The following is a 12,066-nucleotide window of genomic DNA, read 5'->3' as shown; positions in this document are numbered from 1 at the left end:
CAAAGGGGGACGAGAAGGTTTTACGCACGTAGAGAATACTCAGAAGAATAAACTCTGATGCGCTAGATGAACGGTCTGCTAAAACCGACTGGCAATGTAGGCCAGCCCTTGCATGATAATCGCTGATAAAAATCAGGTCAATTGATCTTGGAATCAAGCCGTTAAAATTAATATAAAAGCAGCTTTTAAAGTCGAATTCTAAAAAAATACAGATACATATCATTTAAATGAGAAGCATGTGGCTCCTTCAAAACAGCCTTATGCAATAACCCAATTCACGCTTTGCCTGCTTTCCCCCAAAGCAGGCTTTTTTTATTTCACTCATTTTTTATTACAGGAATTATTTAGATGAGTTTGCCATGTCCTTATTGTCAGTCCCGAGACACGGTACTACTGGAATCTCCACAACATTTGGTCATTAACAGTCATTCACCTTCAGCGCAAAACAATGTGATGTCACCTCTGGCACTAGCGACCTTAGGCATCAGTGTTTCTAAAAGTTTAAACATCCCCCCGATTGCAGGTGCCTTAGTAGGTGTCCTGATCGGTGGAATTTGGATGCTGATGACCGAGAATGAAGTCCCAAAAAGCTCACATCCTGTTTATACCCGACATTATTACTGCAATGACTGTGACCGTGATTTTAGTCCAAGCATGCGTAATTAAGCTTTTATACCTTTATAGACATTTAACTTTTTATAGGAATTAAAATCATGGCACATCAACTTGAACAAATGGCCTATGTTGGTGATACCCCTTGGCATGGACTAGGGAATCAACTTACCCAAAATCAACCGATAGAAGTCTGGGCACAACAGGCAGGTATGGACTGGCGCATTGAATCATCCAATGTCAGTTATATGGCACAGAATGAACGTGGGCAAAGCATCATCATGCCGTATGAAGACCAGCGTGTACTGTACCGTTCAGATACCCATGCTCCTTTATCGGTGGTGAGTCAGCGTTATCAAGAAGTCCAACCCAGAGAGATTTTAGAATTCTATCGAGACCTCACTGAGCAATCAGGCTTTGAACTGGAAACCGCAGGTGTCCTAAAAGGTGGGAAAAAGTTCTGGGCTTTGGCACGTACAGGACAAACTGCAGAATTGAAAGGTGGGGATGTCAGCAATGGCTATATTCTGCTAGCAACCGCATGTGATGGTACTTTAGCCACCACCGCACAATTCACTAATATCCGTGTGGTGTGCAATAACACCTTAGCGATTGCCTTACGAGGGCAGAGTTCCAATGCAGGCGTGGTCAAAGTACCGCACAGTACTAAGTTTGATGCCGACAAAGTCAAAGATCAACTCGGTATTTCAGTGAAAACATGGTACGACCACATGTATGAAATGAAACAACTCACCCAACGTAAAGTCACCCAGAAAGAAGCAGCGGCTTATTTTGATGCGGTATTTAACAACAATAGCCTAAGTGCGATGGAACAGGAGGATAACATTATTCAGTACTACCGTAATGTCGCGTCTCAAGCCAATCCACAACCCAATAAAACTGAACCGAATGGACGTGCCATGACCAAAGTCATGAATATGTTTAATGGGCAGGGACGTGGGGCAGATTTATCTTCAGCCAAAGACACCGCCTATGGACTACTTTGTGCGATCACCGAGTTTGTCGACCATGAACGTCGTGCGATGAGTACTGATCACCGCCTTGACTCTGCTTGGTTTGGTGCAGGGGCAGCATTAAAGCAACGTGGATTAGAGCAAGCATTATATCTTGCAGCCTAAATTTTATCTTGTATCCCTCTTTGCCACATCTTCGGATGTGGCTTTTTTTATGCCGTTTTTTAGAACGTATTGAGATGAGGAACATCACATGAACCCAAACATGACCACAACACCAACAGTGCATCACAGCACTTTAACTACAACCAATTCAACTGCTGTCGTTGATTCAGGACGGCTACATCCACCACCAAGCCCTTCAAAACGTAGTTTAAATGCCAAACGTCTGATCAACACCAAACAACTGGACTATCAAGCATGGCTGGAAGTGCGTAAACAGGGAATAGGCAGCAGTGACGCCGCAGCCGCCTGTGGCTTGAATCCTTATATGTCGATGCTAGAACTGTGGATGATTAAAACAGGACGGGTACAGCAAAATATTGAAGATGAAAGCTCAGGACATGCACCTTTATATTGGGGCAAGCAGTTAGAACCCTTGGTCGCAGAATACTACAGCATGCACACCAATAATAAAGTCCGTCGGGTTAATGCGGTGTTACAGCACCCTGATCCTGACAAAGCCTTTATGTTGGCGAACTTGGATTATGCCGTGGTGGGCAATGAAGACGTACAAATACTGGAATGTAAAACCGCAGGAGAATATGGCGCTAAACTGTGGCGAGATGGTGTGCCGTTATACGTGTTGTGTCAGGTACAACACCAACTGGCCGTGACAGGTAAACAAGCGGCACATATTTGTGTGTTGCTGTGTGGGCAGGAAACTAAAATCTACAAAGTCAGTCGTAATGAAGCCCTGATTGAACAGATCATTCAGGCAGAACGGCTGTTTTGGGAGTGTGTTGAAAATGACGTTCCGCCAGCAGTGGATGCCAGTGAATCGGCAGCCAAAGCTTTACAACAGCTCTATCCTGAACATACCCCACTGAGCTGTGTTGATCTAACGGAGGTAAAGCTTGCCAATGAACTGTTTGATCAGCTGATACAGGAGAAACAGCAGATTGAACAGCACCAAAGCCAATTTGACCTACTTAAACACCGTGTTCAGGCACTGATGCAGGAACATGAACGTGCTGTATTTCAGCAAGGTTCAGTGACATGGAAGAAAAGCAAGGACAGTATCAGCCTAGACATCAAGTCCTTACTTCAGCACCAACCTGAACTCATTCAACAGTACCCATTGCAGAAAGCAGGCAGTCGTCGTTTCAACATTTATCAAGATTAGCTTAAAGCCTAGAGCCAAACACTCAGCAAGAAGAAACCTGAAATCCCGTGCAGCCCTGCACGGGATTTTTTATGCCGATTTTATTTTAAGCACACAGGACAACACATCTAAACATCTCAACGACAGAGGAATTTCAACATGATTAAAGGTTTAGCAATCACACCACCCATCTTGGGACGGATCAGTATTGGCCGTGTAATAGAAAAGAATGGCAAGCGTCTGCCAGAGAAAGATGATCAGTTCACCATTACCAGTCAAATACAGGGTAAGGACGGTTGGATTAAACACCCCTTGGATGAGCAATTGCGTAGCCAAGCACCGAATCAAAAACTGCGCAGCATCCCTGTGCGGATGATCTTCAATGACCCTGAATTGAACTTACGTGCCGAGTACAGCTTGTTTGACCGACAGACAGGTCGCCCGATTTGTGTGGGGAATGGTCAAACCTGCCAACGTATGACATCACAAGGTGTAGAGCAACATCCTTGTCCATCCCCCGACTTATGCCCACTTGGACAAGGTGGACATTGCAAGCCTTATGGACGCCTGCATGTCAATTTAGGCGAAGCCGATGAGTTTGGGACTTTTATTTTCAGAACCACTGGTTTTAACAGCATTCGCACTTTGGCAGCACGTTTGAATTACTACCATGCAGCATCAGGTGGTTTGTTGTCGTGTTTACCATTGCAACTCACGTTAAGGGGAAAAAGTACCACCCAAAGCTATCGTCAGCCCGTGTATTACGTGGATTTAACGTTACGGGAAGGCGTGGATTTGCAAACAGCAATTCAGACGGCTAAGGAGATTGACCAACAGGGAAAACAGGCAGGGTTTGATCAGGCGGCATTAGATCAGATTGCACGGCAGGGTTTTGCCAATGCCAAGTTTGAGGTGCATGCAGAGGAGGGGGTGGAATTGCTGGAGGAATTTTATCCACACAGTGACAGTGCTGTAGATACAGAGCATTCAGCGCAATTGAGCTATGTGCAGGAGATTCAGCAGGGGTTGCAGCAGAGTGTTAGAGCTGTGAATTGAGCACAGTTGAATTATCTAGTCAGCTTGGTAAGTCAATTAATGGATTCTGAACAAGTTGGCTAGTCACTAATTGAAGGGAGCTTTGGCTCCCTTAATTTTTTTGTTATTCAGGAGTGATAATGCAGGCTTCAAAAATAGCGATCAGTCCATCTAGCCGGCAGTTGAATCCATCAATATTGGCCTGAATCCAGACTTCCTTATTGTTAATTTTACTCCACTGTACCCCATAGCCGCAGTGAGCAAGTAGGTGTTCAAAGAAGATACGCTGGGTGCGTCCATTGCCTTCACGAAATGGGTGAATCACGTTGACTTCACAATAAAAATCAGCGATTTTTTGGATAAGTGCTGGTTTGGCTAAACCTTGAAAATAGTGCTGCTGCTCAAGTTGCTTGAAGAGCTTATTGGCTTCAATTTCAATACGCGGGAAGGTACAAAAGCGGGTATCGCCTTTGGCAATATCCACTTGTCTTAGTTCACCTGCCCAGGCATACAGGTCTGAAAAGAGCTGAAAGTGAATGGATTGCAGGTATTTGAGATCGTAAGGTGGCTCCGCATACTCAATTCGTGTGCTGGCATACTCAGTCAACTCCAGTTCTGCCTGTTGCAGAATTTCAGCATCCTGAATGTTCAGTTTGTTTTTGAGGACGTCCGAGTCGGGGTAACAGTAAATGCTGTCACCCATTTCACCATATTTATCCATAAGGAAGCCTGATCACGATTCCGAGGTCTGTGAGAATTTCTTATATTTCTGTAGAATCTGAGCTTTACTTAATGCCGGTGCGGTTGAGGACGGGTTAATGCCTTCCAGCTTTAAACTGGCTTGATAATTCTGCAAGCGCGTAGCTTGGATATATTTTTTTTTCTGTTCGAGAGTGTTTAGCATTTCGGAATTTCCTTGAACAAAGGTAATGTAAGCCTAGTTTAGCAGATGGGCTTATAAATAGGCACGGCTTTCAAAAGCAGGGTTGTAGCGTTATGGTGGATGAACCTTCTATGAGAAAAATCTGAAACCAGACGACAAAATTTGTCGCTTAACTGTCATGCAATAAATGAATAATCAACAATCTGCTTTTTAAATAATATAATATTATCCAACAGTTAAAAAATTATCAGTATTATCTCTAGCAACTGAAGTGTCGCCAGATACTGATCACAGATAAGAATTCAGGAATTGATTCACCACTATGACCAACAATAACTTTTCACAAATCGCTTCTTTCATCTGGTCGGTTGCCGACCTGCTGCGTGGTGACTTCAAACAATCGCAATATGGCCGCATCATTCTGCCATTTACCTTGTTACGTCGTTTGGAATGTGTACTGGAAGAAAGCAAGGCTGCGGTACTGGCAGAACATGAAAAAGTCTCCAAGCTGAATCTGCCAGAAGAAGCTCAAGAAAAGTTATTGCTGCGTGCCACCAACGGTCTAGCCTTCTTTAACACCTCCCCAATGGATCTCAGCAAAATGGGGCAGAGTGACATCAAGGCCAACTTAAGCACTTATGTGCAAAGTTTCTCTAAAGATGCCCGTGAGATTTTTGAATACTTTAACTTCATCGAATTTGCAGGCTTACTCGATGATGCCAACCTTTTGTATAAAGTCGTGCAAAAGTTTGCTACCACGGATCTGAGTCCAAAGAGCGTATCCAACCATGACATGGGTTTGGTGTTTGAAGAACTGATCCGTCGTTTTGCCGAAGGTTCTAATGAAACCGCAGGGGAACACTTTACCCCGCGTGACATCGTGCGTCTGACCACGGCACTGGTGTTTATGGAAGATGATGACGTGCTGACCAAAGACGGCATTATCCGCACCATTTACGACCCGACTGCGGGGACGGGTGGCTTCCTGTCTTCAGGGATGGAATATCTGCATGAGCTGAACCCAAATGCGGTGATGCGTGCGTTTGGTCAGGAACTCAATCCAGAATCCTATGCCATCTGTAAAGCCGACATGCTGATCAAAGGCCAAGACGTGAGCCGGATTAAACTCGGCAACACGCTGTCGAATGATCAACTCTCGGTCGATCAGTTTGACTACATGCTGTCGAATCCACCCTTTGGCGTGGACTGGAAAAAGATCGAACAGGACATCAAAGACGAGCACGAACAAAAAGGTTTTGATGGACGTTTCGGTGCAGGCTTGCCACGGGTATCGGATGGTTCACTATTATTCCTGATGCACCTGATCAGCAAGATGCGTGATGCCAGTAGTAGCGAGAGTGGCAGCCGCATCGGGATTATCCTGAATGGTTCACCATTGTTTACCGGTAGTGCAGGCAGTGGCGAAAGTGAGATCCGTCGCTACATTTTAGAAGCCGATTTGCTGGAAGCCATTATTGCCTTACCGAACGACATGTTCTACAACACCGGGATTGCCACCTATATCTGGGTACTCAGCAATAAAAAAGCCGCTGAACGTAAAGGTAAGGTACAGCTGATCAATGCCTCGAACCTCAGTACCAAAATGCGTAAGTCGCTGGGTTCAAAACGTAACTATCTGACTGAAGCTGAAATTGCCACCATTACCCAAAATTACGGTGACTTTGTGGCGGTAGATACTTTGGCAAACGATGGTGAAACCGAACAGCAAAAACCATTCGCCAGCAAGATTTTTGACAGCCATGAATTTGGCTATCGTCGCGTGACCATTGAACGTCCATTACGTTTATCGGCACAGATCACGGATAGCGCGATTGCTGCATTACGTTTTGCGCCAAAACCGTTTAATGCCCTGATGCAAAGTATCGATGCGCAATTGGGCACAGCCTTTGGTACAGCATGGACAGCTGAAACTTATGGTCAGTTGCAGGACGTTGCCCTTGAGGTCCGTGCCCTGATTAAAGCCGAGTTCCCTGAGCTAAAAGAAAAAGACATTAAAGAGGTACTGGACAGCAAAATCTGGCTATTCCAGAAAGCCTTGATGGAAAAAGCCCAAGCCTTACAGAATGTGATTGGCACTGAGCAGTTTGATGATTTCAACCAGTTTGATGAAGTGCTGAAAAAAGCCCTCAAGCAGGCCGACATCAAGCTGGATGCCAAAGAGAAGAAACAGCTGTTAGATGCCATCACCTGGAAAAATCCTGAAGCTGAACCGGTGATTAATAAAATTGTGAAACAGGCGGAAAACCCACTATATGGCCAGTTCAGCTATCAAGGCAAAGTGGTGGAGTTTGTGCAGGATGGGGATTTACGTGATGCGGAGAACATTGCACTGAATCCAAAAGTCAGCACTACAGAGTTGATTGAAGACTACTTTAAACGTGAAGTACAGCCACACGTGGCCGATGCCTGGATCAATGCCGACAAGCGTGATGAAAAAGATGGCGAGATTGGTATTGTGGGTTATGAAATTCCGTTTAACCGTCATTTCTACGTATACCAACCACCACGTGATTTAGCTGAGATTGATGCGGATTTAGATGCGGTGAGCCGTGAAATTATGGAACTTCTACAAGAGGTGCATTCATAATGGCAAAGTATCAAGCCTATGCAGAGTATAAGGATTCAGGGGTTGGTTTTTTAGGTGAGATTCCTGAACATTGGATTGTCAGTAAAGTTAAATACTTAGCTCCATTTCAAGTGGGATGGACTCCGCCGACTAAAAATGATTCCAATTTTATTGGAGATAATCTTTGGGTTAATATTTCAGATTTAAAAGGTAAGGTAATTAACAATACGGTTAAGCAGATATCTGATAAAGCCGCTTTAGAAGCATCTATGGATATCACCCCTAAAGGCTCTCTGATGTATAGCTTTAAGTTATCTGTTGGAGCTGTTTCATTTGCTGGTTGTGATATGTATACCAATGAAGCAATCGCATCATTTCTACATTCAGCAAAACTGCCTTTGTCTTATTTGTATTATGCTTTGCCTAAATTTGTTATCGAGAATGCTTCAACCAATATTTATGGTGCAAATATTCTTAATCAAGAACTGATAAGAAATGCTTTATTAGTCGAGATACCTTATATTGAAGCGGAAAAGATCGCCAACTTCCTCGACCACGAAACCGCCAAAATCGATCACCTGATTGAAAAACAACAACAACTGATCGAACTGCTGAAAGAAAAACGTCAGGCGGTGATTAGCCATGCCGTGACTAAAGGACTTGATCCAAATGTTCCGATGAAAGATTCTGGTGTGGAGTGGTTAGGGCAAGTGCCTGAGCATTGGGATGTAAGTAAGTTTGCTTATTTAAAGCAAGTCCTAACAGACTATACAGCAAATGGTTCATTTGCTGATTTAAAAGCAAATGTACAATATCTAGATGAGCCCTCTTTTGCTCGGTTAGTGCGACTAACTGATTTGAGAAAGGATTTAGCCAATACAGATGGAGTATGGGTAAATAAAAAATCTTATGAATACTTAAAAAAATCTGCACTTTATGGAGGTGAGTTTCTCTTAGCTAACGTAGGTGCTTATGCTGGTCTATTTTATCAGATGCCTTTTGATAAAGGTTATGCATCCTTAGCTCCAAATATGTTTATGGCCAAGTTTGATCAGTCTAAAGTATCTAGAGAGTTTATGGCATATGTAGGGCAATCCATACCCGTTTCTAGTCAATTGAGATTAAGTGCTACTGCATCATCAGCTCAACCTAAATTAAATAAAGATGATTTTAAAGCTGTGAGGTTCGTTTATCCAGGTTTAAAGGAGCAACAAAAAATTGTTGATTATTTAGATCAGGAGCTAAAACAAATCGATATCTTATTAAAGAAACAGGAACAAGCAATTTCATTAATGCAAGAACGCCGAACCGCCCTAATCTCCGCGGCAGTGACAGGCAAGATTGATGTTCGCCACTGGCAAGCGCCAATGGTTGCTGGGGCACAGACGGAGTTAAGCGCATGAGTCTAGACGCCACCCGTGAAAGCATTTTCCAGAACGATATCATTCAACAGATGCTGGCTCAAGGCTGGCAACTGGGTACACCACAAGGCTATAACCGTGAAACTGCCTTGTATGAGCGGGATATTCTAGACTTTGTACAGCAGACGCAAAGCCAGGACTGGCAGAAGTTTCAGCGCATCTTTCCACAAGATACCGAACGGCATTTTCTAGAAGCCGTGGTTGCCCAGTTGAAGAAAGCCGACATCAATGCCACTGATGAACAGTCACGTAGCTATGGCACTTTAGGTGTGCTGCGTCACGGAGTGAAAACCCGCAGCGCACGATTTTTCCTGTGTCAGTTTAAACCTGAACATGCGCTGAATCCCGATACCTTAGCCAATTACAAAAAGAACATCTGCCGCATTGTGCCAGAGTTGGTCTATAGCCCGTATGCTACGGCTGTCGAGTTACAGGACATGGGCAAACAGGCCAAGAAATGGCGGATTGATCTGGTGCTGTTTATCAACGGCTTTCCGGTGGCGACACTGGAACTCAAGTCCGAGTTTAAACAAGCGGTGCAGAATGCCATGTTGCAGTACAAACGCACCCGCTTGCCGAAAGATCCAGAAACTAACAAGCCTGAACCCTTGCTGATGTTTAAGCGTGGCGCATTGGTACACTTTGCCGTGAGTCAATACGAAGTCTATATGGCGACCCAACTAGCTGGAGAAGATACTTTCTTCCTGCCATTCAATAAAGGTACGCATGACGGTGGCGCAGGCAATGATGTGCCAGAAGACCAGAATCAGTACGCTACGGCCTATCTGTGGAATGAAGTTCTCACACCGGACAATTTGCTGAATATCATTGGACGTTTTGTTCATCTGCAAATTGAAGAAAAAGAAGACTGGGAGGGACGCAAGTATAAAAAAGAACTGCTGATCTTCCCACGTTACCACCAGTGGAATGTGGTCACCAAACTGATCAATGCCGCCTTACAGGAGGGCACTGGACAGAAATATCTGATTCAGCACAGTGCAGGTTCAGGTAAGTCCAACTCGATTGCCTGGACAGCACATCAGTTGTCGACCCTGTACGATCAACACAATCAGAAACTGTTTGATTCGGTGATTGTAGTCACGGATCGTACCATTCTGGATGCCCAGCTACAGGACACCATCTACCAGTTTGAACATGCCGATGGCGTGGTCGGACGCATCAATAACAAAGAAGGCGATGGCTCCAAATCAGAAAAACTGGCCAAGGCACTGGAAACCTCACAGCCGATTATCATTGTGACCATCCAGACTTTCCCCTTTGTGTTGCGTGCGATTGAAAACAGTACCAATCTGAAACAGCGACGTTATGCGGTGATTGCCGATGAAGCGCATTCTTCACAAAGCGGCTCTACGGCACGACAACTGAAAGAAGTGTTGATGCTGGAAGAGCGCGAAGAGGATGCTGAACTGTCTTCGGAAGATATTCTGGATGCGGTGGTGGCTGCACGTAAGGGCAGTAATAACCTCAGCTACTATGCCTTTACCGCGACACCGAAAGACAAAACCCTGCAACTGTTTGGCCGTGTACCCAATCCTGAGCTACCCCCATCCAAGCAAAACAAGCCGGAAGCCTTCCATGTTTACTCCATGCGCCAAGCCATTGAAGAAGGCTTTATTCTGGATGTGCTGAAAAACTATACCAACTATAAAGTGGTGTATAAGCTAAAACAAAAAATTGAAGAAGCCGACAAACAGGTCGATGCCAAAAAAGCCAAGATCAGACTGAATCAGTGGGTGCGCCTGCATGACCACAACATTTCTCAGAAAGTGAAAGTCATTGTCGAACATTTTAAAAATAACGTGATGGGCTTATTGGGTGGGCAGGCTAAAGCCATGGTGGTGACCAGTTCACGTAAAGAAGCGGTGCGTTACAAGCTGGCCTTTGACAAATATGTGACTGATCAGGGCTATAAGTCCATTCAGGCTATGGTCGCATTCTCGGGTGAGGTTGAGTTTAATGACAAGGATACCGACAGCAGCGGCTTAGTCGGGCAGACCTTTAACGAACGCAACATGAACCTAGGACTCAAAGGCAGAGAAATGCGCAAAGCCTTTGACAGTGATGATTATCAGGTCATGTTGGTTGCCAACAAGTTCCAAACAGGTTTTGACCAGCCAAAACTGTGTGCCATGTACGTAGACAAAAAGCTGGGTGGTGTTGAGTGTGTACAGACCTTGTCACGCTTGAACCGCACCTATCCGGGCAAAGCGGAATCTGGCACCTTTGTCTTGGACTTCTTTAACGATCCTGAAGACATTCTTGCGGCCTTCCAGCCTTACTATCAAACCGCAGAACTGGCCGATGTCTCCAATCCGGATCAGATCTTTGACTTGTTTGAAAAGCTGAAAGCCAGCAAAATTTTCTTGTGGACGGAAGTCGAGCAGTTTGTAGAAGCCTTCTTTACCAAGAACAAATCCAATGCCGCGATCAGTAACATTTGCAAGCCTGCGGTTGAACGTTGGCAGAAACGCTATAGCCAAGCCATCGAAGCCTATAACACCACCCGAGATATGCTGGAACGCTGCAAGAAAACCAATGATGCCGTGCTGATTGCCAATGCCGACAATGCCTTTAAAGAGGCCAAGCTTGAAAAAGACAAGCTGGAAATCTTTAAAAAAGACTTGGGCAGTTTTACTCGTTTTTACGAGTTTATGTCGCAGATCGTGGACTACGATGATAAAGAACTGGAAAAACTTAGTCTGTATGCGCGTAACCTGCGTCCATTGCTGCGTGAAACCGCAACGAAAGACGATGAGGTAGATCTAAGTAATGTCAGTATGAGCCATTACCGCTTGTCCAAGATCCGTCAGCAAGACATCAAGCTGAAAGAAGATGCCGAAGATTTTAAGCTAGAACCCGGCAATGACCTCGGTGCAGCCAAGCCACGCGATAAGAAAGAAGAGTTCCTGTCACAGATCATTGAGCGTCTGAATGATGTCTTTATCACTGATAACCTAACCGATAAAGACATGCTGAACTATGCCTATACGGTACGTGACAAGCTGGCGGAAAATGAGATTGTGATGAAGCAGATTGCCAACAATACCCGTGAACAAGCCATGCTGGGTGATTTCCCGAAAGCGATGGATGATGCCATTCTTGGCAGTAGTGCGGCACATCAGGAACAGATGATGCAGTTGCTGTCTGATCCGGCGAAGGCCAGCATCTTTGCACGGGTGATCTTTGATATGTTGAGCAGTCCAAAATGA

The 12,066-nt window shown here is 44.8% G+C and carries 9 protein-coding genes; 7 read left to right on the top strand and 2 right to left on the bottom strand.

The window, feature by feature from the left end:
* Positions 1–348 precede the first annotated feature (348 nt).
* From FTU55_RS02055 to FTU55_RS02040, 4 genes are all read left to right on the top strand, one after another.
* Positions 349–666, top strand: coding sequence for a hypothetical protein (locus FTU55_RS02055; protein WP_180046055.1), 318 nt, complete (start codon positions 349–351; stop codon positions 664–666).
* A 47-nt stretch (positions 667–713) separates the two neighbouring features.
* On the top strand, positions 714–1,751 hold the full coding sequence (locus tag FTU55_RS02050) for a DUF932 domain-containing protein (RefSeq protein ID WP_180046053.1): 1,038 nt from the start codon (positions 714–716) through the stop codon (positions 1,749–1,751).
* An 88-nt stretch (positions 1,752–1,839) separates the two neighbouring features.
* A complete protein-coding gene (locus FTU55_RS02045; RefSeq protein ID WP_180046051.1) occupies positions 1,840–2,931 on the top strand; it encodes a YqaJ viral recombinase family protein in 1,092 nt (363 codons plus the stop codon).
* A 138-nt stretch (positions 2,932–3,069) separates the two neighbouring features.
* Positions 3,070–3,966 (top strand): hydrolase or metal-binding protein, encoded by an 897-nt coding sequence (locus FTU55_RS02040; RefSeq protein WP_180046049.1) that lies wholly within the window; start codon positions 3,070–3,072, stop codon positions 3,964–3,966.
* A gap of 103 nt (positions 3,967–4,069) precedes the next feature.
* Here the strand turns inward: FTU55_RS02040 and FTU55_RS02035 are convergent, their stop codons facing one another.
* Positions 4,070–4,666, bottom strand: coding sequence for a putative adenosine monophosphate-protein transferase Fic (locus tag FTU55_RS02035; protein ID WP_180046047.1), 597 nt, complete (start codon positions 4,664–4,666; stop codon positions 4,070–4,072).
* Positions 4,667–4,678: 12 nt separating this feature from the next.
* A complete protein-coding gene (locus tag FTU55_RS02030) occupies positions 4,679–4,849 on the bottom strand; it encodes a YhfG family protein (protein WP_000935322.1) in 171 nt (56 codons plus the stop codon).
* A gap of 301 nt (positions 4,850–5,150) precedes the next feature.
* On the opposite strand from FTU55_RS02030, the gene FTU55_RS02025 reads away from it, so the two are divergent.
* The 3 genes from FTU55_RS02025 to FTU55_RS02015 are packed head-to-tail and all read left to right on the top strand — an operon-like array spanning position 5,151 to position 12,066.
* Positions 5,151–7,436 (top strand): class I SAM-dependent DNA methyltransferase, encoded by a 2,286-nt coding sequence (locus FTU55_RS02025; RefSeq protein ID WP_180046046.1) that lies wholly within the window; start codon positions 5,151–5,153, stop codon positions 7,434–7,436.
* Positions 7,436–8,818, top strand: coding sequence for a restriction endonuclease subunit S (locus tag FTU55_RS02020; RefSeq protein ID WP_180046044.1), 1,383 nt, complete (start codon positions 7,436–7,438; stop codon positions 8,816–8,818). Before FTU55_RS02025 ends, FTU55_RS02020 begins: the two co-directional genes overlap by 1 nt.
* Positions 8,815–12,066, top strand: coding sequence for a type I restriction endonuclease subunit R (locus FTU55_RS02015; protein ID WP_180046042.1), 3,252 nt, complete (start codon positions 8,815–8,817; stop codon positions 12,064–12,066). The genes FTU55_RS02020 and FTU55_RS02015 overlap by 4 nt, the downstream gene beginning before the upstream one ends.

It is taken from the genome of Acinetobacter sp. YH12117, from assembly GCF_013418865.1.
Lineage (GTDB): Bacteria > Pseudomonadota > Gammaproteobacteria > Pseudomonadales > Moraxellaceae > Acinetobacter > Acinetobacter indicus.
This window is presented reverse-complemented; position numbering and strand designations above follow the sequence as displayed.

What these genes read in the sequence shown, in the direction of transcription:
- FTU55_RS02055 (WP_180046055.1), top strand. Translation starts at nt 349, where the DNA reads ATGAGTTTGCCATGTCCTTATTGTCAGTCCCGAGACACGGTACTACTG.
- FTU55_RS02050 (WP_180046053.1), top strand. Translation starts at nt 714, where the DNA reads ATGGCACATCAACTTGAACAAATGGCCTATGTTGGTGATACCCCTTGG.
- FTU55_RS02045 (WP_180046051.1), top strand. Translation starts at nt 1,840, where the DNA reads ATGAACCCAAACATGACCACAACACCAACAGTGCATCACAGCACTTTA.
- FTU55_RS02040 (WP_180046049.1), top strand. Translation starts at nt 3,070, where the DNA reads ATGATTAAAGGTTTAGCAATCACACCACCCATCTTGGGACGGATCAGT.
- FTU55_RS02035 (WP_180046047.1), bottom strand. Translation starts at nt 4,666, where the DNA reads ATGGATAAATATGGTGAAATGGGTGACAGCATTTACTGTTACCCCGAC.
- FTU55_RS02030 (WP_000935322.1), bottom strand. Translation starts at nt 4,849, where the DNA reads ATGCTAAACACTCTCGAACAGAAAAAAAAATATATCCAAGCTACGCGC.
- FTU55_RS02025 (WP_180046046.1), top strand. Translation starts at nt 5,151, where the DNA reads ATGACCAACAATAACTTTTCACAAATCGCTTCTTTCATCTGGTCGGTT.
- FTU55_RS02020 (WP_180046044.1), top strand. Translation starts at nt 7,436, where the DNA reads ATGGCAAAGTATCAAGCCTATGCAGAGTATAAGGATTCAGGGGTTGGT.
- FTU55_RS02015 (WP_180046042.1), top strand. Translation starts at nt 8,815, where the DNA reads ATGAGTCTAGACGCCACCCGTGAAAGCATTTTCCAGAACGATATCATT.